Source organism: Ciceribacter ferrooxidans, assembly GCF_004137355.1.
In the GTDB taxonomy this organism is placed as follows: domain Bacteria; phylum Pseudomonadota; class Alphaproteobacteria; order Rhizobiales; family Rhizobiaceae; genus Allorhizobium; species Allorhizobium ferrooxidans.
The window spans coordinates 26,240-49,938 of sequence record NZ_SDVB01000042.1 but is presented as its reverse complement, the minus strand read 5'-3'; the positions used below and the strand labels follow the sequence as shown (position 1 = coordinate 49,938).

24 protein-coding genes are annotated in these 23,699 nt (G+C 64.5%); 18 read left to right on the top strand and 6 right to left on the bottom strand.

Annotated elements, in window-relative coordinates; all coding sequences use genetic code 11:
- Positions 1-36: 36 nt before the first annotated feature.
- Genes bufB through EUU22_RS01015 form a run of 3 tightly spaced genes read left to right on the top strand, consistent with a single transcriptional unit; the run spans position 37 to position 2,157 of the window.
- Complete coding sequence (gene bufB, locus EUU22_RS01025) at positions 37-891, top strand: MNIO family bufferin maturase (RefSeq protein WP_129330265.1); 855 nt, start codon at positions 37-39, stop codon at positions 889-891.
- Between the two features lie 7 nt (positions 892-898).
- The gene (locus EUU22_RS01020; RefSeq protein WP_129330264.1) at positions 899-1,663 is read left to right on the top strand and encodes an HvfC/BufC N-terminal domain-containing protein; all 765 of its coding nucleotides are present in this window, start codon (positions 899-901) and stop codon (positions 1,661-1,663) included.
- Positions 1,660-2,157, top strand: a complete 498-nt coding sequence (locus tag EUU22_RS01015) for a DoxX family protein (protein WP_129330263.1) — start codon at positions 1,660-1,662, stop codon at positions 2,155-2,157. The genes EUU22_RS01020 and EUU22_RS01015 overlap by 4 nt, the downstream gene beginning before the upstream one ends.
- Positions 2,158-2,188: 31 nt before the next feature.
- On the opposite strand, the gene EUU22_RS01010 is transcribed toward EUU22_RS01015, so the two are convergent.
- The 5 genes from EUU22_RS01010 to EUU22_RS00990 form a co-directional block, all read right to left on the bottom strand.
- Positions 2,189-3,004: a DUF2182 domain-containing protein gene (locus EUU22_RS01010; RefSeq protein WP_129330262.1), complete on the bottom strand. Its 816-nt coding sequence runs from the start codon at positions 3,002-3,004 to the stop codon at positions 2,189-2,191.
- 5 nt (positions 3,005-3,009) lie between these two features.
- Entirely contained in the window at positions 3,010-3,645 is a 636-nt protein-coding gene (locus EUU22_RS01005) for a DUF1326 domain-containing protein (RefSeq protein ID WP_129330261.1), read from the bottom strand.
- Positions 3,646-3,993: 348 nt separating this feature from the next.
- A complete protein-coding gene (locus EUU22_RS01000) occupies positions 3,994-4,290 on the bottom strand; it encodes a DUF982 domain-containing protein (protein ID WP_129330260.1) in 297 nt (98 codons plus the stop codon).
- 102 nt (positions 4,291-4,392) lie between these two features.
- Complete coding sequence (locus tag EUU22_RS00995; protein WP_129330259.1) at positions 4,393-5,235, bottom strand: PfkB family carbohydrate kinase; 843 nt, start codon at positions 5,233-5,235, stop codon at positions 4,393-4,395.
- Positions 5,235-6,251 (bottom strand): substrate-binding domain-containing protein, encoded by a 1,017-nt coding sequence (locus EUU22_RS00990; RefSeq protein ID WP_129330258.1) that lies wholly within the window; start codon positions 6,249-6,251, stop codon positions 5,235-5,237. The genes EUU22_RS00995 and EUU22_RS00990 overlap by 1 nt, the downstream gene beginning before the upstream one ends.
- A gap of 358 nt (positions 6,252-6,609) precedes the next feature.
- On the opposite strand from EUU22_RS00990, the gene EUU22_RS00985 reads away from it, so the two are divergent.
- The 6 genes from EUU22_RS00985 (at position 6,610) to EUU22_RS00960 (ending at position 12,680) form a co-directional block, all read left to right on the top strand.
- On the top strand, positions 6,610-7,869 hold the full coding sequence (locus tag EUU22_RS00985; RefSeq protein WP_129330257.1) for an ABC transporter substrate-binding protein: 1,260 nt from the start codon (positions 6,610-6,612) through the stop codon (positions 7,867-7,869).
- A 63-nt stretch (positions 7,870-7,932) separates the two neighbouring features.
- The gene (locus EUU22_RS00980) at positions 7,933-8,919 is read left to right on the top strand and encodes a carbohydrate ABC transporter permease (protein WP_129330256.1); all 987 of its coding nucleotides are present in this window, start codon (positions 7,933-7,935) and stop codon (positions 8,917-8,919) included.
- The gene (locus EUU22_RS00975) at positions 8,919-9,746 is read left to right on the top strand and encodes a carbohydrate ABC transporter permease (RefSeq protein WP_205687814.1); all 828 of its coding nucleotides are present in this window, start codon (positions 8,919-8,921) and stop codon (positions 9,744-9,746) included. Before EUU22_RS00980 ends, EUU22_RS00975 begins: the two co-directional genes overlap by 1 nt.
- Positions 9,747-9,757: 11 nt before the next feature.
- On the top strand, positions 9,758-10,783 hold the full coding sequence (locus EUU22_RS00970) for an ABC transporter ATP-binding protein (protein WP_129330254.1): 1,026 nt from the start codon (positions 9,758-9,760) through the stop codon (positions 10,781-10,783).
- Between the two features lie 59 nt (positions 10,784-10,842).
- Positions 10,843-11,628 carry a ThuA domain-containing protein gene (locus EUU22_RS00965; RefSeq protein WP_165351025.1) on the top strand — a complete coding sequence of 262 codons (786 nt, stop codon included), beginning with the start codon at positions 10,843-10,845 and terminating at the stop codon, positions 11,626-11,628.
- Positions 11,628-12,680, top strand: coding sequence for a Gfo/Idh/MocA family protein (locus EUU22_RS00960; protein ID WP_129330252.1), 1,053 nt, complete (start codon positions 11,628-11,630; stop codon positions 12,678-12,680). Before EUU22_RS00965 ends, EUU22_RS00960 begins: the two co-directional genes overlap by 1 nt.
- A gap of 109 nt (positions 12,681-12,789) precedes the next feature.
- On the opposite strand, the gene EUU22_RS00955 is transcribed toward EUU22_RS00960, so the two are convergent.
- A complete protein-coding gene (locus EUU22_RS00955) occupies positions 12,790-13,758 on the bottom strand; it encodes a LysR family transcriptional regulator (RefSeq protein ID WP_165351024.1) in 969 nt (322 codons plus the stop codon).
- A 127-nt stretch (positions 13,759-13,885) separates the two neighbouring features.
- Between EUU22_RS00955 and EUU22_RS00950 the strand changes: the two genes are divergently transcribed.
- The 9 genes from EUU22_RS00950 (at position 13,886) to EUU22_RS00910 (ending at position 23,690) form a co-directional block, all read left to right on the top strand.
- Positions 13,886-15,136, top strand: a complete 1,251-nt coding sequence (locus tag EUU22_RS00950; RefSeq protein ID WP_205687813.1) for a hydroxymethylglutaryl-CoA lyase-like TIM-barrel protein — start codon at positions 13,886-13,888, stop codon at positions 15,134-15,136.
- 72 nt (positions 15,137-15,208) lie between these two features.
- The gene (locus EUU22_RS00945) at positions 15,209-16,162 is read left to right on the top strand and encodes an AEC family transporter (protein ID WP_129330250.1); all 954 of its coding nucleotides are present in this window, start codon (positions 15,209-15,211) and stop codon (positions 16,160-16,162) included.
- A gap of 191 nt (positions 16,163-16,353) precedes the next feature.
- The gene (locus EUU22_RS00940; RefSeq protein WP_129330249.1) at positions 16,354-17,667 is read left to right on the top strand and encodes an ABC transporter substrate-binding protein; all 1,314 of its coding nucleotides are present in this window, start codon (positions 16,354-16,356) and stop codon (positions 17,665-17,667) included.
- Positions 17,668-17,985: 318 nt separating this feature from the next.
- Entirely contained in the window at positions 17,986-18,858 is an 873-nt protein-coding gene (locus EUU22_RS00935) for a carbohydrate ABC transporter permease (protein ID WP_129330248.1), read from the top strand.
- Positions 18,859-18,868: 10 nt separating this feature from the next.
- A complete protein-coding gene (locus EUU22_RS00930) occupies positions 18,869-19,693 on the top strand; it encodes a carbohydrate ABC transporter permease (RefSeq protein WP_129330247.1) in 825 nt (274 codons plus the stop codon).
- A gap of 12 nt (positions 19,694-19,705) precedes the next feature.
- On the top strand, positions 19,706-20,704 hold the full coding sequence (locus EUU22_RS00925; protein ID WP_129330246.1) for an ABC transporter ATP-binding protein: 999 nt from the start codon (positions 19,706-19,708) through the stop codon (positions 20,702-20,704).
- A complete protein-coding gene (locus EUU22_RS00920; RefSeq protein WP_129330245.1) occupies positions 20,701-21,477 on the top strand; it encodes an L-iditol 2-dehydrogenase in 777 nt (258 codons plus the stop codon). Before EUU22_RS00925 ends, EUU22_RS00920 begins: the two co-directional genes overlap by 4 nt.
- 35 nt (positions 21,478-21,512) lie before the next feature.
- Positions 21,513-22,994, top strand: coding sequence for a mannitol dehydrogenase family protein (locus EUU22_RS00915; RefSeq protein WP_129330244.1), 1,482 nt, complete (start codon positions 21,513-21,515; stop codon positions 22,992-22,994).
- Positions 22,995-23,012: 18 nt separating this feature from the next.
- The gene (locus EUU22_RS00910) at positions 23,013-23,690 is read left to right on the top strand and encodes an HAD family hydrolase (RefSeq protein ID WP_129330243.1); all 678 of its coding nucleotides are present in this window, start codon (positions 23,013-23,015) and stop codon (positions 23,688-23,690) included.
- Positions 23,691-23,699: the final 9 nt, after the last annotated feature.

Below are 23,699 nucleotides of genomic sequence, written 5' to 3'. Positions count from 1 at the left end.
GGGACGGGTACCGTCGCCACAAAAGGAGACTGACCGATGCGAGCCTCACGACTACCGCCCCGCCCCGGCGTCGGCTTCAAGCCGGAGCACTTTCACGACATCGACGCCGCCCGGCAGCCTCTGGGCTTCTTCGAGGTCCATGCCGAGAACTACATGGGCGCCGGCGGGCCGCCGCATGCCCGCCTCGGCAAGCTCAGGGCCAACTACGCCCTGTCGATCCATGGCGTGGGCCTGTCGATCGGTGCCACGCAGCCGCTCGACCGCGATCACCTCGCGCGGCTCAGGACGCTCTGCGAGCGCTACGAACCGGAGAGTTTCTCCGAGCATCTCGCATGGTCGAGCCACGGCGAGAATTTCTATAACGATCTCCTTCCCCTCCCCTATACGGACGCGACGCTCGCGACCGTCGCCGAACACGTCATGCAGGTGCAGGAGGCGCTCGGGCGCCAGATGCTGCTCGAAAACCCGGCGACCTATCTTCTGTTCGAGGAGAGCACGATCGAAGAGACGGCGTTCCTCGCCGAGGTGGTGCGCCGCACGGGTTGCGGCCTCCTGCTCGACATCAACAACGTCTTCGTCGCTGCGACCAACCACAATCTCGACGCGCGGGACTACCTCGACCGCTTTCCGCTCGCCCATGTGCGCGAAATTCACCTGAGCGGCCATTCGGCAACCGTCGACGATCATGGCGCTCCGCTGTTGATCGACAGCCACGACACGCCGGTCCATGATCCTGTCTGGGCGCTCTACGCGCGCACGATTGCCCGCACCGGGCCCGTCGCAACCCTCATCGAGTGGGACAACGACGTGCCGGACTGGACGACCCTGCGCGCCGAAGCGGAAGCGGCGGGGTGCATCCTCGATCACGCCGCGCTCGCCAGAGCGTCGTGAGGTTGCCATGACGTCACAAGCCATCTTCTCGGCCGCGCTGGTCTCGACCGATCCCTCCGCTCCCGACGGGCTGACGGCCTGGAACGGCGCGCCGGACCGCCGCTTCGGCGTCTACCGCAACAATGTCATGGTCGGATTGACGGCGGCCCTGCAGAGCCGCTTCCCGGTTGTGGAAAAGCTTGTCGGCGCGGATTTCTTCGCTGCCATGGCACGGGCGTTCATCACCGCTCATCCACCCCTGAGCCCACTGCTGCTCGCCTACGGCGACGCGCTTCCGACCTTTGTCGAAGGCTTCGAACCCGCAGCCTCCCTGCCTTACCTCGCCGATGTCGCGCGGCTGGAGATTGCCCGCTCGCGCGCCTATCACGCGGCGGATGCCGCACCTCTCGATCCGGCGACACTGGCGGCAATCCCGCCGGAAAGCCTGGCGTCGTTGCGTTTCGGGCCTCACCCGTCGCTCACGATCCTGCGCTCGTTCCATCCCATCGTCACCATCTGGGCGATGAATGCGGGTGAGGCCGAACCTGCGCCGATCACCGTCTGGCGTGGCGAGGACGCCGTCGTCGTCCGACCGGAAATGCTGGTCGAAGTTCGGCGATTGCCGCCCGGCGGCGCCGTCTTCCTGCAAAGCCTTGCCGACGGCGCCCCGCTCGGCGACGCGGCGGTCCGGGCTATGGAAGCAAGCGCTGACTTCGATCTTCCTGCCAATCTCGCCGGCCTCTTCGAAGCCGGTCTCTTCACGGCCATAGAGGCCCCGGAGGAATTGCCATGACATTCGTCGCATCTGCCGTCGCGCTCCATGCGCGGGCGGTCTCTCTCGCCGAGATAATCCCCCACTCCTTCCTTGCCCTCCTTGCCCGGGTCTCGATCGCCGGCGTGTTCTGGCAATCGGGCCAGACCAAGGTCGACGGCTGGATGGTCACCGACAGCGCCGTCTACCTCTTCGAGAACGAATACCGGCTGCCGCTGATCGACCCCTGGCTCGCCGCCCATCTCGCAGCGGCGGCGGAGCACTTTTTCCCCCTGCTACTGGTCGTCGGCTTCCTCAGTCGGCTCTCGGCACTCGCGCTCCTCGCGATGACGGCGGTCATCCAGATCTTCGTCTATCCGGGCGCCTGGCCGACGCACGGAACATGGGCGGTCTGCCTGCTGGTAATCGTCATCCGCGGCCCGGGCGTCGTTTCGCTGGACCACGTGCTCGGGCGATGGTGGCACGGAAGTGCCGTACCGCCGGCGATGGCAGGCAATCGGCCTCACATGCGCTGAGAGCCAGGGACACGAGAAATGGATCGCCAGCTCACATGACGAGCAGGCGCAGACCGGCGGCCATCAGGCCAATTCCAGCCAGGCGCGAGAGCAGGTGCCCCGCCGGCGTGAGTTTCTCCGTGAGGGCGAACACGGCGAGTGCGGCGATCCAGAGAACATTCATCACGCCGCCGACGAAGAGGAGAGCCATCAGCGCCCAGCAGCAACCGAGACAATAGACCCCGTGCGTGGCTCCCATCCTAAACGCTCCGGCCGCCCCGCGGCGAAAGCCGCCGAGGCGTTGAATGAACAACACCGGAGACTGGCATTGCGAAAGGCAGGCGTGCTTCAGCGGCAGCCACTGGTAAAGCCCGGCTGCGACCAGGATCACGCCGCCCAGAACGTTGTTCGTGCTCGCCATTTCCGGACCGAGCAGGGCCAGCCGTTCAAGCGCCCATTGGGCCGTCGTTGCCGCGAGAGCAAACCCGCTCCACACCGCCAGGTATCCGGCCACGAACCAGCCGGTCGCGGCAAAGGGCTTGGCAGACGCGGCGGCCATCCTGCCCGTGCGTGCGTAGATGAGGATCATCGGCGCCGCAGACGGCGTCATCATGCCGATCATCATCACCGTCCACATGACGAACATCAGCGCAAAATCGCCGGGCGTCCAAGCTTGCTGCGCGGGCGCCATCGCCATCTCGAAGCCGTTCGAGATCATACGATAGCCCATCATGTCCATGCCGCCCATGGTCATGCCCGCAGCAAGCCGCAGGATATAGGCCCATGCAAGCACGGTCAGGGCCGCGATGGACGTTGCGACGATCAGTCCATCGCGCCGCAGCACGGCCTCGAGCGGTGTATCCGTCACCGTGTTCAATGGACGACACCGCTTTCGGTCATGTTCAACCGCGAGAAGTGCGCGTGCGAGTCATTCAGCGAAAGCGCCAGAGGTCCCTTTGTCTCGCCCCAGCCTCGCCCAACCTCACACACATCGTATTCGAAGCCCTGCGGCAGGTTGATCCGCGCGCGATGCGCGTCACCCGTCACGGGGTTGCGGATCGGTTCGCCGCGCGCCTCGACCCAGCCCGGAACGGCCACTCTCGCGGTGCGACCGTCGACATCGATCTCGAAATCGATCTTCGCGAAGACCGGGTCGTGGACCTTCTCGAACGTCGTTGAGAAGACCTGGAAGAAGGTGGCGCCGGGCTCTGTGTCCAGCCCGCTCATGATGCGCAACAACGCCTCTCGCTGTTCGGGCGACGCGCGCTCGTCGACGATCGGCACCACCTGCCCCCTGCCCTCATGAATGGCGCCGGGCCAGGAGGCGATGATGCCGATCCTCAGCCCGCCGAGCTTCGTATCACCGTGGAAGCCTTCCTCGATATCGACGAAACCGAGCGCGTCGCAGCCGCCTTTGGTGGGACGAGAGTTGAACTGGCACGGACACCCGTAATCACAGTTGCAGTGGATGAATTCGCGGCCACTGATGGACCATTTTGTCTCGGTCATTGTCCTCTCCCTTTCTCGATTTACGTGTCCTGCCGGATCGTTCCTCCGTCGCCATAGCCTATGGCGTTGAGCTGGCCATATGTCTCCTTCAAGTCCAATTCGATCGGTCGAAACGCCGGCTCGTGGACCGTCCTCGACAGGACGCGAGGCACGCTCCCATGCCGGTGGCAGACTTTTGCCATAAATCAAAAGTCTACACCTTTCGCCGAGGTGGAAGAAGTCGTCCGAAAGCATTAGCTAATACATGCTTTGATTGCATCCCTGTGCGTCGGCACGTCGCCAAGCAGCGCCCGATCACCGTGCCCAACCCTGGTCGCCTGCACGCTCCGGCGGCGAAAGCGTCTGACGTCACCGGCCATGCGGTGCTGCGACCGTCCCGCACCGCATGGTCGGCCTACCGGGAACCAGCATCCCAGCCTCGCGGGCCGCCGTCATGAAGGAGCACCGGGCGAGACCCGCCAGTTGCTCCGTCTCGAGCGACTGGCCGCACCAGAGGACGGCACGCCGGTAGGCCGCACCATGCGGCGTCGGCCATTCGCATTCGAGGAAGTCGAGCGCGTCGTAGGGGTGGCGGAAACTTCGCGTCAGCCCGCACTGCATTTTGATTTCGACGGGCTTCGTCCAGTAGAGATCGTAGATGCTCATCTTGTCCTCCGGTTCGTGAGGACTGTCGTGGAGGCAAAGGCGAGTCGCCGCTTTGACTGCGATCAAACGCATGCGGCCGCGGAAACGACCTTGCTCGGCCTGTCAGGACTTGAGGGCCGGAACTTCGGGGATTTCGGCGCGCTCTGCGTCACGCCGCCGCAACCAGTCGGCGGTTGCCCGGCCCGCCTCGGACGCCGCCTCGCCTATCGTGCGGCCGAGCAGGAGATAGTGCAGAAGCGCGCCGCTGAAGCTGTCGCCGGCGCCGATGGTGTCGGCCGTCGTCACCGCATCCGTCAGGTGGACGTCCGTCGTCTGCCGCCCATCGTGAATCGTGATGCTGTTCGGCCCGTCCGTCAGCAGCAGATGTTGCAGCCGATCGCCGGCGATTTGCCGCGCCCGCGTCCAGACCGCGTCGAGCCGCTCACCCGGAAAATCGGCAATCGAGCCGACCATGACGTCAGCGGGACGCGGCGTCACTGCGCGCAGCGGAAACTGCGACACGACGAGCGGCGCCTGCGTAAGCGCGGTGACCAGCGCCTCCGGCAGTTGCGTGCCGTTGACGTAGAACGCATCCCCCGAGACCTGCCCGGAAAGTTCGACGCTGCGCGTCACCTTGTGGATGCTTCCGAGGATCGTGCGCTCGCCTGCGGGATCGAGCAGGATCTCGGCAAACTCGGTTCTGCCCTCCGTCAACGTCACATGATCGGTGACGAAGCCGAATGCCGCGAGCTCCCGCAATGCAGCGAGACCGTGCGCGTCTCGCGCCAGCGAAGCGACCAGCGTCACCCGGTGCCCGAGTTCGATCAGCCGTCGTCCGGTGTAATAGCCACCACCGCCGAGACGCAGGCTGCGGTCGCTGAAGCTGATGCGCCCGCCGGGCCGTAACGGCTCGGTGATCCGCCAGATGTGGTCGTGGTTGACGTGGCCGACGACGACAATGTCCATCAGGCGGTCCTCGGCCTGGTCGATTCCCGCAGGATGAGTTCGACCGGCCAAAGCTCATGGATATCGGTCGGCTCACGCCCGCCGAGCACCTGAAGCAGCAGGTCGGCGACGCGCGTGCCCGCTGCCCGGATCGAGGAGCGGGTGGTCGAGAGCGACGGCGACATGTTGTCGGCAGTCAGATAGGGAAAGACGTCGTCATGGGCGACGACGGAGATGTCCTCGCCAATCTTCAGGTTCAGCGAGCGGGCGGCGCGGTAGACGCCGAGCGCCGTCATCATCGAACCGGCGACGAAGGCGGTCGGGCGCGGGGTCTGCTCGAGCGCGGAACGGGCGAAACGGAAACCCACCTCGTCGGTGAAGATGCCGTGCGACACGAGCTTGGGATCGAAGGCGATCCCCCGCGCCTCGAGTGCCTTGCGGTAGCCGGCATCGCGGTGGAGCGTAAACGTGAGGCCCTCGCGTCCGTTGATCATGGCGATCCGCTGGTGTCCGAGGTCGAGCAGATGCTCGGTCGCCCTGCGGACGGCGCCCTCGTTGTCGATGTCGAGCCAGGCATGCGGCACGGTCGTTTCCGACCGCCCATGCACGATGAAGGGCATCTGCATCTTGTGCAAGAGGGCGATGCGCTCGTCCTTCGGCCGCGGCGCATGGACGATCACCGCATCGACCCGCCGGCTCTCCGCGAGCCTTCGAAAGACTTGCAACTCGCTCTGCAGGTCCTGCTCGGCCATCGGCGTCACGAGGATGTCGATGTCCTCGTCGCTCAGCCGCTCCGCGATCCCGCTCATGAATTCGGTGAACTGGTATTCGCCGGTCTTGCTCATCACCACGCCGATGGCGCCCACCCTGCCTGTCGCGAGCCGGACGGCGTTGATGTTGGGACGATAGCCGAGCCGCGCGGCCTCCTCGACGACGCGCGCGCGCGTCTCCGCGTTCACCTCCGGGTAGCCGCCGAGCGCCCGGCTGACAGTGGTCGGTGAAAGCCCTATGTGTTCGGCAAATTCCTTGAGCTTCATCCTGCGGCGGGTTCCTCCGGAGATTGCGTCAGTGCCGGTCGCATCGGCGTCCGTCAAACGGCTTATCCCACGCTCGCGCGGCCACTTGCAAGATGGCGCCCCTGGGAATCGAAAGCGCTTACAAAAACCCGTGCAAATGAGTGGGGCACGGCTTCCGCAGTAAACCAACGACGGATGCCTTCACAGCCATGACCGCGATAAAATGCACCATAAATCAATTGGATACCTCGACGCCATCAATCCAAGTCCCTCCTCATTTGACTCCCGTCAGGTTTTTTGCCACAGTCGCAGAACCAAAGCGCTTTCAATTTAATTCAGAGGCTGCCTTGGGTTCTGGTTTTTCTGGGAGGAGAGACGCATGAAGAAGCTGTTGAGTGCCGCCGTGGTCGCCGCCATGGCCCTGTGTGGTTCCGTTCAGGCGGCCGAGATTTCGATGGCCGCAAATTCCACCGGCAAGAATCTCGATTTCCTGCGCAAGATGTTCGGGGAGTTCGAAAAGCAGACCGGCCACAAGGTCACGCTGGTGACCATGCCGCCGTCGAGTACGGAGCAATTCGCGCAATACCGGCTCTGGCTCGCCGCCGGCAATTCCGACGTCGACGTCTACCAGACCGACGTCATCTGGGCGCCGCAGCTCGCCGAGCAGTTCGTCGACCTCAAGGAGGCGGCGAGCGACGTCGTCGACCAGTTCTTCCCCTCGATCATCGCCTCGCAGACCGTCGATGGACGTCTCGTCGCCATGCCGATGTTCACCGATGCGCCGGCGCTCTACTATCGCAAGGACCTGCTGGAGAAGTACGGCAAGGCCGTCCCGAAGACCTGGGAGGAGCTCGCCGCGACCGCCAAGGAAATCCAGGACAAGGAGCGCGAGGCCGGCCAGAAGGACGTGTGGGGCTTCGTCTTCCAGGCGAATGCCTATGAAGGCCTCACCTGCAATGCGCTCGAATGGATCAAGTCCTCCGGCGGCGGCCAGATCGTCGAGCCGGACGGCACGATTTCGGTCAACAACGAGAAGGCGGCAGCCGCCCTCGAACAGGCAAAATCGTGGATCGGCACCATCTCACCGCCCGGCGTTCTCTCCTATCAGGAGGAAGAGTCCCGTGGCGTCTGGCAGACCGGCAATGCCGTCTTCATGCGCAACTGGCCCTACGCCTACGCCCTCGGCAACGGTGCCGACAGCGCGGTGAAAGGCAAGTTCGACGTCGCCCCGCTGCCGGTGGCGGCCGTGGGCGACAAGCCTTCCTCCACCCTCGGCGGCTGGAATCTCGCGGTCTCCAAGTATTCCGACGAGCAGGAGGCGGCGATCGCGCTCGTCAAATTCCTGACGTCGGCGGACGCGCAGAAGCGCAGGGCCATCGAGAACTCCAATCTTCCGACCCTGCAAGCGCTCTACGACGATCCGGACATTGCTGCCGCCCAGCCCTTCATGCCGAACTGGAAGCCGATTTTCCAGGACGCCGTTCCGCGGCCGTCGGCGGTCACCAAGGTGAAGTACAACGAAGTCTCCTCGCGGTTCTGGGGCGCGGTCCACAACACGCTCTCGGGCTCAGGGACGGCTGCTGAAAATCTCGAACTGCTCGAAGTCGATCTCACGGAACTCATGGGCAGTTCCTGGTGATCCGCGAGCCGGGCGGCCGTCCCCGCCGCCCGGTCTGACTTTGGCTGTTCCCGAGGATCGCTCATGACCAATCTCACGCTCGACCGCCCCGCGCTGCATCGGCCCGCGAATATTGCCGCCGGTTCCGATCTCAGCGCCCAGCGCATCCGTTCCGCATGGACCTTTCTTGCGCCGACCCTTCTGGTGCTTGCCCTCGTCGCCGGCTGGCCGCTGATCCGGACCATCTCCTTCAGCTTCACCAACGCCACCCTCACCAATCTCGGCGCGGCGGAGTTCATCGGCTTCGACAATTACCTGAGCTGGATCACCCTGAAGAGCGGCCGCACCGTCTATCGCGGACTGCTCGCCGATCCCGCCTGGTGGGGCGCTGTCTGGAATACGCTGCGCTTCACACTGATCTCCGTCACCGTCGAAACGGTGCTCGGCCTCGTCGTCGCGCTCGTCCTCAATGCGCGCTTTCCCGGCCGCGGGATCGTCCGCGCGGCCATCCTCATTCCGTGGGCGATCCCGACGATCGTCTCGGCGAAGATGTGGGCCTGGATGCTCAACGACCAGTTCGGCATCCTGAACGACATCTTCCTCAGTCTCGGGCTGATCAGCGAGAAGATCGCCTGGACCGCCGATCCGCAGACGGCCATGACCGCGGTGCTGATCGTAGATGTTTGGAAGACGACGCCGTTCATGGCGCTCCTCATCCTCGCCGGCCTGCAGATGGTGCCGCAGGACATCTACGAGGCGGCGAAGATCGACGGTGTTCATCCGGTCAAGGTCTTCTGGCGCATCACGCTGCCGCTCATCCGTCCGGCGCTGATGGTCGCCGTCATCTTCCGCATGCTCGACGCGATGCGGGTTTTCGACCTCATCTACGTTCTGACGCCGAACAACGACCGCACCAAGACCATGTCGGTGATGGCGCGCGAAAACCTGTTCGAGTTCGACAAGTTCGCCTACGGTGCGGCCGCCTCGACCATGCTCTTCCTGATCATCGCGACGATCACCGTGCTCTACATCCGCTTCGGTCGCGTCAATCTGTCGGGAGGTGAACGCTGATGCCTACCGTCGTCCGGCAATCCGCCTTCTACCTTCTCGTCACCGTCATCGTCGTGGTCGCGGTCTTTCCGTTCTATTACGCCGTCATCACCAGCCTCAAACCCGGCAGCGCGCTCTTCGACGTCAGCTACTGGCCGCGATCCATCACGTTGTCCAACTACGTCGCCGTGCTGTCACGGGGCGCATTCCTGCGCAATCTCGGTAACTCGCTGCTGATCTCGACGCTGGTGGTGATGATCTCGCTGCTGCTCGCCATCACCGCCGCCTATGCGCTTGCGAGAGTGCGTTTCCGCGGGCGCGGCCTGCTGCTGCTGACCATCCTCAGCGTCTCGATGTTCCCGCAGATCGCCGTGCTCGCCGGCCTCTTCGAGCTCATTCGCTGGTTCGGAGTGTTCAACACGCCGATCGCGCTCATCTTCTCCTACATGATCTTCACCCTGCCCTTCACGGTCTGGGTGCTCACCACCTTCATGCGCGAACTGCCGATCGAGATCGAGGAGGCAGCGATCGTCGACGGCGCCTCGTCATGGGTGATCGTCAGCCAAGTCTTCATGCCGCTGATGTGGCCGGCGCTGGTGACCACCGGCCTTCTCGCCTTCATCGCGGCCTGGAACGAGTTCCTGTTCGCGTTAACCTTCACCTCGTCCGACAGCCAGCGCACGGTGCCGGTCGCCATCGCGATGCTGTCGGGCGACAGCCAGTTCGAAATTCCCTGGGGCACCATCATGGCCGCCTCGGTCATCGTCACCTTGCCGCTGGTCGTGCTCGTGCTGATCTTCCAGCGGCGGATCATTTCCGGCCTCACCGCCGGCGGCGTCAAGGGATAGGAGGAGAACCCATGGCCCACATCCAGCTTGCCGATGTCCGCAAGTCCTTCGGCGCGCTCGAAGTCATCAAAGGTGTCGACCTGGAGGTTCGTTCCGGCGAGTTCATGGTCTTCGTCGGCCCGTCCGGTTGCGGCAAGTCCACCCTGCTGCGGCTGATCGCGGGGCTTGAGGACATTACCTCCGGTACGCTTGCTTTCGACGGCGACATGATGAACCGCCTGCCGCCGGCCAGGCGTGGCATCGCAATGGTCTTCCAGTCCTACGCGCTCTATCCGCACATGACGGTCTACGACAACATGGCTTTCGGCATGAAGCTCGCCGGTCAGGACAAGTCCGAGCGGGACCGCCGGGTGCGCGAAGCCGCCGAAATGCTCCAGCTGACGCCCTATCTCGAACGGCTGCCGCGCCAGCTTTCCGGCGGCCAGCGCCAGCGTGTCGCGATCGGCCGGGCGATCGTGCGCGATCCCCGCGTCTTCCTGTTCGACGAGCCGCTCTCCAACCTCGACGCGGCACTGCGCGTGGCGACCCGTCTCGAAATCGCGAAGCTCCACCGCAGCATGCACGGCACGACGATGATCTACGTCACCCACGACCAGGTGGAGGCGATGACACTGGCCGACCGCATCTGCGTGCTGCGCGACGGCGTGGTCGAGCAGATCGGCACGCCGCTCGAACTCTACGAAAGGCCGAACTCGCTCTTTGTCGCGGGCTTCATCGGCTCGCCGAAGATGAATTTCCTCTCGGGACGCTTCTCCGAGGACTTCGGCGTCCCCACGATCGGCATCCGCGCGGAACACATGTCGCTCGGCCAGGAGGGCCGCTGGCAGGGATCGGTCGTCCATTCGGAAATGCTCGGATCCGACAGTTACGTCTATGTCGACATCGGCGCCGCCGAGCCGCTGGTCGTGCGCCAGGAGGGCACCGTCACCCCGAAACCGGGCGAGACCGTCGCCATCGTCCCGCAGGAGAGCGAGTTGCACCGGTTCGACGCGAATGGCCGTGCCCTCCATCGCGACCTGATGAAGGGCGCTGCCTGAACGGCAAAGAGAGCAATGCCGGACGCCACGGCGGCGTTCGGGAAACAAGGAGAAGTCACGTGACGATCAGGACAGTTGTCTGGGGAGAGAATATCCACGAGCGCGTCAACGAGGTGGTGCGCTCGATCTACCCGGACGGAATGCATACGACCATTGCCGCCGCATTGAACGCGGACGACGCGATCACGGCGTCTACCGCGACCCTGCAGGAACCCGAGCACGGGCTGACGGAAGCGCGGCTGAAGGAAACCGACGTGCTCGTCTGGTGGGGCCACAAGGATCACGGCGCGGTCGCGGACGAAGTGGTCGAGCGCGTCGCGAGGCGCGTCTGGGAAGGCATGGGGCTCATCGTCCTGCATTCCGGCCATTTCTCGAAACCGTTCAAGCGGCTGATGGGAACGCCCTGCGCCCTGAAATGGCGCGAAGCAGGCGAGCGCGAGCGCATCTGGACGGTCAATCCGGGCCACCCGATCGCCGCCGGCATTCCGGAGAACTTCGTCCTGGAGAACGAGGAGATGTACGGCGAGTTCTTCTCCGTGCCGGAGCCGCTGGAAACGGTCTTCATCTCGTGGTTCGCCGGCGGCGAGGTCTTCCGCTCGGGCCTCACCTGGCGGCGCGGAGCCGGAAACATCTTCTACTTCCGGCCCGGTCACGAAACCTATCCCACCTATCACGACGAGACGGTGCAGAAGGTGATTCAAAACGCTGTCCGCTGGGCCTACAATCCTCAGCCTGCGTTCGCCGGTATCCACGAGGCGCCGAACGTGCCGGTCGACAAGGCGCTCGAACCGATCGCCGAACGCGGCCCGAGACTCCACAAGGCCGGCGAGGAAGGATACCGCTGATGGCTCCCGTTCGTCTTCTCGTCCTCGGAACCGGCGGCATGGCCAATACCCATGCCATGAACTTCGCCACGATCCCGGATGTCGAGCTCGTCGCCGCGGTCGACGTCGATCTCGCGAAGGCGCGTGCCTTCGCCGCCCGCCACGACATCCCGAACACGTTCACGTCGCTCGACGAGGTCCTGGCCTGGGGCGAGTTCGACGCCGTTACCAATGTCACGCCGGATCGTGCCCACCACCCGACGACGCTTCCCCTGATTGCCGCCGGCAAGCACGTGATGTGCGAAAAGCCGCTCGCCGAGACCTACGGCAAGGCCGACGAGATGGCGACGGCCGCCGAACGCGCCGGTATCGTCAATGTCGTGAACCTCACCTACCGCAATGTCGCGCAGGTGCAGAAGGCACGCCAGATGGTGCTCGCCGGCGAAATCGGCAAGGTGCGCCACATCGAGGCCTCCTATCTGCAGAGCTGGCTCGTCTCGAAGGCCTGGGGCGACTGGTCGACGGAAAGCCAGTGGCTCTGGCGTCTCTCGACCAAGCACGGCTCCAACGGCGTGCTCGGCGACGTCGGCATCCACATCCTCGATTTCGCCGGCTATGGCGCGGCAACCGATATCGACCACATCTTCGCGCGGCTGAAGACCTTCGAGAAGGCGCCGGGAAACAGGATCGGCGAATACGATCTCGATGCCAATGACAGCTTCACGATGACGGCCGAGTTCACCAATGGTGCGATGGGTGTGATCCACGCGAGCCGCTGGGCGACGGGCCACCTCAACGAGTTGAGGCTGCGCGTCCACGGCGACAAGGGCGCGCTCGAAGTGATCCATCGCCCGGATCGCTCGGTTCTGCGCGCCTGCCTGCAGGAGGATGTCGAACTTGCCGTCTGGAAGGAAATCGAGGTCGATCCGGTCGCGACAAATTACCAGAAGTTCATCGCCGCAATCCAGGAAGGAAGGGGCCAGGAACCGAATTTCCGGCACGCCGCCAACCTGCAGAAGATCCTCGACCTTGCCATGGTGACCGAACTCGAACGACGCGAACTGACCGTCTGACACACGCCGGGTCGCGGCGCCCCCGTCGCGATACCTGCGGAGCGAGACCCCGCGGCCCTCTCCTGCCGCGGGGTCTTTTCGTCTGTGCCGCGGAGGCGGTCGGCGCCGGCTACAGCACGAGGCTCTGCCCGCCCGGAGCCGGACGGCCGATGAACTGTGAAACCGAAGGCGAAAAACCGGAAACGGCGGAGGCTGCGCCTTCCGGCATATGAAGCTCGATCGCCCGCGCGAAGGCCTTCAGGGCCGCGTTCGACCGCCCGGCCGCCTGGCGAAGCACGATTTCGACCGTGCCGAGTTCGGCCAGATCCACGTCGCCGAGCCTCTGCAGCCGCAGAAGCCCTCCCGCTTCGACCTGGCTCTCCGCGAGCGCGGTGATGCCGAAGCCGGCCCGGACCGCGGCAAGCACATTCGCATAGCTCTGGCCTTCGTAGACCACCTGCGAACGGATGCCCTTGGCCTCCAGGCTCTCCAGGAGATGGCGCCGGTAGGCGCATCCCTCATGGAAGACGACGAGCGGCAGGAGCCGATCCGGATCGGAGCGGAATCCCGGACCGGCGGCCCAGACCAGCGCCTCCCGCCGCAAAACGCCTTCGGAAGGCGCGGCGTCGGCCGGGGCGAGCTGCTTCACGATCGCAATGTCGATCTCGCGGTTTTCCAGGCGGCGCTCCAGCCGGGCGGAGAAATCCGAGACCGCGCGGACGTCGCAGTCGGGATGGCTCGCGCGGAAGCGGCTGACGAGCTCGTTCAGCCAACCGACGTCGATGTCATCCATGATGCCGACACGGATGCGGCCGGAAACCGAGGGCCGCTGCAGGCTCGTCCAGGCATCGTCGACGGTGGCAAGGATTTTCAGCGCGAAGGGCAGAAGCCGCTGGCCGGCGTCGGTGAGCCCTTCAACATGGCCACGCGAACGCTTGAGCAGGCGCTCGCCGAGCGCGTCCTCCATGCTTCTGATCTGCCGGGTCAGCGCCGTCTGCGTCCGCATGCGTGACCGTGCGGCGTTCGTGAAGCTCTGGTGTTCGGCGACTGCGACGAAAGCCCGGATCTGTTCGAGCGTCAGCCTGCGCAAATCGATCATCGTAATGCCTCCTTCGCATATCGGCACAGCATAATTCATTTTCGTCATGCTGCAATGCGCAATACCCTTCATGCGGGAGGATGGTTCTAATCGTACCGCCGAACGTTACATAGCCAAGGAGCCCATCATGGGAATGACATTTCCGGCTGGTCACAAGCCGCGCTTTTCGAACTTCAGCATTGACGGCGTGCTCGACGAGACCCTGCGCGAAGGGGCTGAACGCTGCATGTTCTCCATCCCGACCGGCGACAAGCTGCCGTTGATCCGCAGCATCATGAAGTCCGGCGTGCGGGATCTGGTCTTCGGAAGCGGTCCGGACGATCCGGACGATCTCGCCGCCGTGTTGGCGAGGCTCGAAGGAGAGCATGCGATCGACGGACAGAAGTTCTCCTTCATCCTGCTGCTCAACTGCTTCGAACCACTGATGGTGCAGTTCGAGCGTTTTCCCGAGGCGCTGCGCAAGCATGTCACGATCAGCTTCGGCATGATCACCCATGACAGCGAGCACGGCCTGTTCGAGAAGACGGTCGACCGGTTCCGCCGCCTCGGCTTCGACAGTCTTCGCGTCTCCCTCCTCAACAATTTCGGCGGCGAGATCGGCGAAGACGCCTATGCCGGCATCCGGCGGCAGATCGACCGGTCGCGCGCCCTGGGGATCGAGACGGTCAGGATCAACGATTCCCTCGGCACGATCTATCCCGAGGCGATGGCGGTGCTCGCAGCGAACCTGCGCCACGACTATCCGGCCACCAATTTCTGCCTGCACGCCCACAACGACAGGGGTTTCGGCCTCCAGAACGCGCTCGCCTCGATCTATCACGGCTTCAACCTGATCGAAGGCGGGTTCGCCGAATTCGGCAACCGCTCCGGCCTGCCGGCCATCGAGCTTCTGAGCAAGATCTTCGCCGAGAAGAACATCCACATCACCGGCGGCGACCTCAACGACGAGACCGTTTCGGAAACGGCACGGCTGGCCGAGGAGACCTTCCTCCTGGTGCCAAGCCTCTTCCGCCCGGCGAGTGGCCACATCGTCGACTGCGAGAACATGGGGGTGACCAACATTCCCGACTATCTCGGTGCGAGCAGCGCGTCGCGCTACTTCCTGAACCGGATCGGCCTGCACATGCCGACGCTCGAGCGGCTCTTCCACGACCTCGGCGTCAACGACCAGGGGAGCATTTCGGAGATGGCCGCCGGTTTCCGCGACCATCTCGAAGGGCTGATGCACGAGGTCACCGTGAGGAAGGCCTTCGAGTACCGCGCGCTGCGCCGGATGGTCGAGACCTTCTATGACGACGACGTGTTGTTCTCCGACCGGGTCTACGACATGGCCCGGCAATTCCTCGACACCCGCGGCGCCCGGCCGGTCGCCGCATGACCGCCCGCTTCATCCGGCCGTCGCATCGTCGCGGCGGCCGGTTTCCGACGAACCGCAAAAGGCATGAGTTGCATGATTGAGATCGTCATCCCGGTCTTCCTCGTCATTCTGGTCGGCTACCTCTTCGGTCGCCGGAACCAGTTCAGCGCGGAAGCCGAAAAGCTGATCAACGAATACGTCCTCTACATCGCGCTTCCGGCGCTGCTCTTCCTCGCGGTCGCGCGTGCCGACCCGAACGACCTCGCGCAGTGGCGCTTCGTGCTCGCCACCCTCGCCGGCATCGCCGCGGCCTACGTCGCCGGCAACGTGCTTGCCTGGACGCGCGGTGTCCGCTTGCCGCAATCCTCCCTCGTCGGCATGGCGTCGTGCTACGGAACGACCGGCTATATGGGCATCCCGATCCTCGTCGCCGCCTTCGGCCCGCAGGCGGCGGTGCCGGCGGCGATCGCCACCATCCTCCACAATATTCCGGCGATCATGACCGTGATCGTCACCCATGACATCGCCGGCCGGACGAATGTCGGGCTGCTCACCAGCCTGAAGCGCGCCCTGACGACGACGCTGAAGAACCCGCTCACGCTGGCGGTGCTCGCGGGCGCGGCCTTCGCGCTCCTGCGCATCCCCCTGCCGGGCGTCGCCGTGTCGTTCACCCAGTTCCTCGCGAATGCGGCCGGGTCGACCGCCCTCTTTGCCCTCGGCCTCGGGCTCGCCCGCATTCCAATCTCCAGAAAGGCGCTTTCCGCCAAGCTCGGCTGGGTCGGCCCGACCGCCCTCATCAAGATCGTGCTGCAGCCCGTCGTCACGCTGGTCGTGTTGCTCGCCCTGGTCGGGACTGGCGTCGACATCTGGTTTGCGACCGCTGTCGTCATGGCGGCCCAGCCGATCGGCGCGGGTGCCTATGTGTTCGCCAACCGCTACGGCTATTTCGGCGAGGAGACCTCCGTCGCGATCATTCTTTCGCTGCTGGTGACCGTGCTGACGCTGACGGTCATCCTTCAGATCTTCGGGACGCAGCTCGCCACCTGAACCATACCGACAGGCGGCGAGCACCTTCTCCGGGCACCCATCACGCACGCCAGCAAGAAAAATCCTCATGTCCCGACAACGGGTTGGCCGATCCGTGCGGCACTGCAGCATGGAATCTGCATTGACATTTTTCGTCACCAAAGTGAGTATTTGCCCATCAACAGCGCAAATGCTCATTTTGGGAGGAAGACATGACATTGAAGACCTTGTTGCTGGGCGCCTGCTCGGCCCTTGCTCTCGCCGGGATCGCCTCGGCCGAGACGCTGACGATCGCGACCGTGAACAACGGCGACATGATCCGCATGCAGGGGCTGACGGACGATTTCACCAGCAAGAACCCCGACATCAAGGTCGAGTGGGTCACGCTCGAGGAAAACGTGCTGCGCGAGCGCGTGACGACCGACATCGCCACCAAGGGCGGCCAGTACGACATCATGACCATCGGCACCTACGAGGTTCCGATCTGGGCCAAGCAGGGCTGGCTGCTGCCGCTCGACAATCTCGGCGCGGACTATGACGTCAACGACCTGCTGCCGGCGATCCGCTCGGGCCTCACCGGCGACGACGGCAAGCTTTATGCCGCGCCCTTCTACGGCGAAAGCTCGATGGTCATGTACCGCAAGGACCTGATGGAAAAGGCCGGGCTCACCATGCCCGACGCCCCGACCTGGGACTTCGTCGCCGATGCAGCCCGCAAGATGACGGATCGCGAGAACGGCATCAACGGCATCTGCCTGCGCGGCAAGGCCGGCTGGGGCGAGAACATGGCCTTCCTGACCGCGACCGCCAACGCCTTCGGCGCCCGCTGGTTCGATGAGAACTGGAAGCCGCAGTTCGACCAGCCGGAATGGAAAAACACACTCGACTTCTACGTCAAGCTGATGAACGACGCGGGCCCGCAGGGCGCCTCCTCGAACGGCTTCAATGAAAACCTCGCCCTCTTCCAGCAGGGCAAGTGCGGCATGTGGATCGACGCCACGGTCGCTGCATCCTTCGTTACCAATCCGAAGGATTCGACCGTCGCCGACAAGGTCGGCTTCGCGCTCGCCCCGGATACCGGTCTCGGCAAGCGCGGCAACTGGCTCTGGGCCTGGAACCTCGCGATCCCGGCGGGCTCGCAGAAGGCGGAAGCCGCGGAAAAATTCATCGCCTGGGCGACCGGCAAGGGCTATCTCGAACTCGTCGCGGCCAAGGAAGGCTGGGCGAACGTTCCCCCCGGCACCCGCACCTCGCTCTACGAGAACCCGGAATACCAGAAGGCGGCGCCTTTCGCGAAGATGACGCTCGACTCCATCAACGCGGCTGACCCGAAGAACCCGAGCGTCAAGCCGGTGCCCTATGTCGGCGTCCAGTTCGTGGCGATCCCCGAATTCCAGAGCCTCGGCACCTCGGTCGGACAGCTCTTCTCGGCAGCCCTTGCCGGCCAGATGTCGGTGGATGACGCGCTCGCCCAGGCGCAGAGCATCTCCGAACGCGAGATGACCCGCGCCGGATACATCAAGTAACTCGACCTCCCGAGAGCAACGCCGCCCGGACTGCGGTCCGGGCGGTGCGGACATCGGCATCGTTTTCCCTCGCGAGGCGGAAGACGCCATCACGGATGACGGGAGATGCTTGTCTTCCGTCATCCCGGCCTTGAGCCGGGATCCAGCGCGATCAAGTCCGTGATCGCAAGAGACTCTTCTCGGCTCGCAGACACGAGCCGGCTGGATGCCGGATCAAGTCCGGCATGACGGAAGCTGATGATGCATCGCTCCCAATATCTGCGGCACCATCTGCGAATGCACGACCCGTAACTAGGCAAACAACAGGGTGACTACGCCATGGCAACGGAAAACACACGAGGACTGGCGCGCATGATGATGGCGCCGTCGGTCGGGCTCCTGCTGATCTGGATGATCGTGCCGCTGGCGATGACGCTCTGGTTCTCGTTCCAGAACTACAATCTCCTGAACCCGGCCAATGTCAGCTTCGCGGGGCTCTTCAACTACCGCTATTTCTATACCGACCCGGCCTTCTTCCAGTCGCTCTGGAACACGCTCCTGATCGTCGGTGGCGTGCTCCTCGTCACCGTCGTCGGCGGGATCGCGGTCGCGCTTCTGCTCGACCAGCCGATCTTCGGACAAGGGCTGGTGCGGATCATGGTCATCTCGCCCTTCTTCGTGATGCCGCCGGTCGCAGCCCTCGTCTGGAAGAACATGATCATGCATCCGGGCTACGGCGTGCTCGCCGACATCAACCGGACGCTCGGGCTCACGCCGGTCGACTGGTTCGCGCAATATCCGCTGGTGTCGATCATCATCATCGTCGCCTGGCAGTGGCTGCCGTTTGCCACCCTCATCCTGCTCACCGCGCTCCAGTCGATGGATGCCGAGCAGAAGGAGGCCGCCGAAATGGACGGCGCGAATGCGCTGAACCAGTTCGTCTATCTGACACTGCCGCATCTCGCCCGCGCGATCACGGTCGTCATCCTGATCCAGACGATCTTCCTGCTCGGCGTCTACGCGGAAATCCTGGTCACAACGAACGGCGGGCCGGGCTACGCTTCCACCAATCTCGCCTTCCTGATCTACCGCACCGCGCTCCTCGGCTACGACGTCGGCGGCGCCTCGGCCGGGGGCATCATCGCCGTCGTACTCGCCAACGTCGTCGCCTTCTTCCTGATGCGCGCCGTCGGCAAGAATCTCGACCGCTGAGGAGACGACCATGGCACGCAGCATCACCACCCGCCGCAAGATCGCCGTCACCGCGCTGGCCTGGGCCGTCGCGCTGCTGATCTTCTTCCCGATCCTCTACACGATCATCACCAGCCTGAAGACCGAGACCGAGGCGATCCAGGGTTTTGACCTCGTGCCCTCCTTCACGCTCGAAAGCTACGTGACGGTCCAGACCCAGCGCGACTACCTGAAGCCCTTCATGAATTCGGTCGTGCTTTCGGTCGGCTCGACGCTGCTTGCCCTTCTCGTCGGCATTCCCGCCGCCTGGGCGATGGCCTTCTCGCCGACGAAGCGGACCAAAGACATCCTGATGTGGATGCTTTCCACCAAGATGATGCCGGCCGTCGCCGTCCTCGTCCCGATCTATCTCCTCTTCCGGGATATCGGCCTGCTCGATACCCGCATCGGCCTCACCGTCATGCTGATGCTGATCAACCTGCCGATCGTCGTCTGGATGCTCTACACCTATTTCCGGGAAATCCCCGGCGAGATCCTCGAAGCCGCCCGCATGGACGGAGCGACGCTCTTCGGCGAAATCGTCTACGTCCTCACGCCCATGGCAGTTCCCGGCATCGCCTCGACGCTGCTCCTCAACATCATTCTCGCCTGGAACGAGTCCTTCTGGACCATCCGGCTGACCACCACCAACGCCGCGCCGCTCACCGCCTTCATCGCCTCCTTCTCGAGCCCGCAAGGCCTGTTCTGGGCCAAGCTCTCGGCCGCCTCGACGCTCGCCATCGCGCCGATCGTCATCCTCGGCTGGTTCAGCCAGAAGCAACTGGTGCGCGGGCTCACCTTCGGCGCCGTCAAGTAAGGAACGACCATCATGGGAAGCATCAGACTGGAACAGCTCTCCAAATCTTTCGGCGAGCACGCGGTCATCCCCTCGATCGACCTCGAAATCAACGATGGCGAGTTCGTCGTCTTCGTCGGCCCGTCGGGCTGCGGCAAGTCCACGCTGCTGCGCCTGATCGCCGGGCTGGAGGACGCAAGCGGCGGCAGGATCCTGATCGACGGCAAGGACGAGACAGCAACGCCGCCGGCCCAGCGGGGGCTCGCCATGGTCTTTCAGTCCTACGCCCTCTATCCGCACATGAGCGTGCGCTCCAATATCGGCTTCCCGCTGAAGATGGCAAAGATGGACCCGGCGGAGATCGTCCGCAAGGTCGAGGACGCCGCACGCATCCTCAATCTCGGCGACTATCTGGACCGCAAGCCCGGCCAGCTTTCCGGCGGCCAGCGCCAGCGCGTGGCGATCGGCCGGGCGATCGTCCGTTCGCCGCGCTGCTTTCTCTTCGACGAGCCGCTCTCCAACCTCGATGCGGCGCTGCGCGTCGCCATGCGGCTTGAAATCACCGAGCTCCACCACAAGCTCGGCGCCACCTCGATCTACGTCACCCACGACCAGGTCGAGGCGATGACCATGGCCGACAAGATTGTCGTGCTCAACAAGGGCCGCATCGAACAGGTCGGCTCTCCGCTCGACCTCTACCGCCGCCCCGCGAACATCTTCGTCGCCGGCTTCATCGGCTCGCCGAAGATGAACCTGATCTCCGGCCGGACGGCGACCGATGAAGGCGCGCATACGATCGGCATCCGCCCGGAACACCTCACCCTTTCGACAGAGACGGGCCACTGGAAGGGCAAGGTCACGGTGGCCGAGCATCTCGGGTCCGACACCTTCCTGCATGTCGACGTTCCGGGCATCGGCACGCTCACCACCCGCACCGGCGGCGACGTGCCGGTCCGCCATGGCGACGAGGTCTTCGTTACACCCGAGCCCGGCCATCTCCACAAGTTCAACGAGAAGGGACTTGCCCTATGACGGGACGACTGCAAGGCAAATCCGCCCTGATCACCGGCTCGGCCCGCGGCATCGGCCGCGCCTTCGCCGAGGCCTATGTCCGCGAAGGGGCGACCGTCGCGATTGCGGATATCGACCTTGACCGGGCGACGCGCACGGCCGAAGAGATCGGCCCCGCCGCCTATGCCATCCGCCTCGATGTGACCGACCAGGCCTCCATCGATGCTGCGGTGAAGGCCGTCGAGGATCGCGCCGGCGACCTCGACATTCTCGTCAACAACGCCGCCCTCTTCGACCTCGCGCCGATCGTCGAGATCAGCCGGCAAAGCTTCGACCGGCTCTTCTCGATCAACGTCGCCGGCACTCTCTTCATGCTGCAGGCGGCGGCAAAGTCGATGATCGCCAGAGGAAAGGGCGGCAAGATCATCAACATGGCAAGCCAGGCCGGCCGCCGTGGCGAGGCGCTCGTCGCCGTCTATTGCGCCACCAAGGCCGCGGTCATCTCGCTGACGCAGTCGGCCGGGCTCGACCTCATCAAGCACGGCATCAACGTCAACGCGATCGCCCCCGGCGTCGTCGACGGCGAGCACTGGGACGGCGTCGACGCCCTTTTTGCGAAATACGAGAACCGCCCGCAGGGCGAGAAGAAGAAGCTGGTCGGAGAGGCCGTGCCCTTCGGGCGGATGGGGCGCGCCGAAGACCTGACCGGCATGGCGATCTTCCTCGCCACACCCGAGGCCGACTACATCGTCGCCCAGACCTACAATGTCGACGGCGGCAACTGGATGAGCTGAGCGATCGGCCGGCACGTCAATTCGAGGACTTCCCCATGACCTTCAAACTCTCGCTCGCCAATCTGCCCGCCATCGCCGCGAGGGCCTCGGTTCCCGCCTATGACAGGGCGAGCCTCAAGGCCGGCATCGTGCATTTCGGGGTCGGCAATTTCCACCGCGCCCACATGGCGGTCTACCTCCACGAGCTCTTCAATCGCGGACGCGATCTCGACTGGGCGATCATCGGCGCGGGTGTGATGCCGTCGGATCAAAAGATGCGGGACACTTTGAAGGCGCAGGACTATCTGACCACCGTGGTCGAGCAGGATGTCGCCCGCTCCGCCGCGACCGTCACCGGCCCGATGGTGGACATCATCACGGCGCCCGACTTCGACCGGATCGTCGCGACGCTCGCTGATCCTGCGATCCGCATCGTCTCGCTGACGATCACCGAGGGCGGCTACTTCATCGACCCGGCGACCGGCAAGTTCGACCCCGCCCATCCCGCGATCACCGCCGACGCCGCTGATCCCGATCATCCGAAGACCGTGTTCGGCCTCATCATCGCCGGGCTCAAGGCCCGCCGTGCGGCGGGGCTTTCGCCGTTCACCGTCATGTGCTGCGACAACATTCCCGGAAACGGCGAGGTGACGGAGGCGACCGTCTGCGGGCTCGCCGCCCTCTCCGACCCCGATTTCGCCCACTGGATCCACGAAAACGTCGCCTTCCCGAATGCGATGGTCGACCGGATCACGCCGGCGACCGGCGAACGGGAGATTGCGATCGCCCGCGACACCTACGGCATCGAAGACGGCTGGCCGGTCTTCTGCGAGGAGTTCAAGCAGTGGGTGCTGGAGGACAGGTTCCCGCTCGGGCGCCCGGCGCTGGAAGAGGTGGGCGTCACCTTCGTGCCGGATGTCGCCCCTTACGAGCTGATGAAACTTCGCATCCTGAACGGCGGCCATGCGGCGATCGCCTATCCCGCAGCGCTCATGGACATCCATTACGTCCACGAGGCGATGGAAAACCCGCTGATCCGCGGCTTCCTCGCCAAGCTCGAAAACGAGGAGATCATCCCCGTCGTGCCGCCGGTGCCGGGCACCAGTCTCGCCGACTACTATGCGCTGATCGAGCGCCGTTTCGCCAATCCGAAGATCGGCGACACCATCCCGCGGCTCGCCCAGGACGGATCGAACCGCCAGCCGAAATTCATCCTGCCCTCGACCGCCGACCGTCTGGCGAAGGGGCTCGACGTCGTCGGCCTCGCCCTCGTCTCGGCCCTCTGGTGCCGGTATTTCGAGGGTGTTTCGGACAGTGGCAAGGCGATCGTCTTCAATGACGTCAATGCCGAGCGGCTCCAGGCGGCCGCACGCGCCTCGCAGTTGGACCCGAAGACCTTCCTCGACCTCGGCGACATCTTCGGCGAGGTCGGGACAAATCCGCGTTTCGTCCTCCGCTTCACGGAAGCGCTCGCCAGCCTCCGGCAAAACGGAACCGCCGCAACCCTCCAGAAATATCTCGACGGTAAGCTTGCCTGAAACGAAAGAGGAGACCCGATGGCCCCGGAGAAGAGGCTCGTCATCTTCGACTGCGACGGCGTCCTCGTCGACAGCGAGCCGATTTCGATCGAGGTGCTCGTTGCCTCCTTCGCGCGCGCCGGCGTATTGATCGACGAGGCCGGCGCCTATCGCCGCTTTCTCGGACGGAGCCTCTCCACCGTCATCGCCGCTGCCCGCGAGGAGTTCGGCCTCGACATGGACGAGGCTTTCCTCGAACGCCTGCGCCACGATCTCTTTGCCCGTTTCAGGGCAGATCTTCGCCCGATCCCCGGTGTCATCGAGGCCCTGGAGGCGCTGCAGGCCCAAGGCATCGGCTGGTGCGTCGCCTCCTCGAGCCACATGGAGCGCGTCCGCCTGTCGCTCACCGTCACCGGACTGATCGACCGGTTCGACCCGAACATCTTCAGCGCAGCGATGGTCACCCGCGGCAAGCCCGCACCGGACCTCTTCCTCCATGCCGCCGAGCGAATGGGCCGCACGCCCTCAGACTGCATCGTGATCGAGGACAGCCCGGCCGGCATCGAGGCGGCCAAGGCGGCCGGCATGACCGTCTTTGCCTTCACCGGCGGCTCGCATACGCATTTCGCATCCCACCGTGCCGCCCTCGACGCTCTGGCACCCGACGCCGTGTTTGACGCCATGGCCGATTTGATCCACCTTGTCGCAAAAGAATAGGGACGGAAG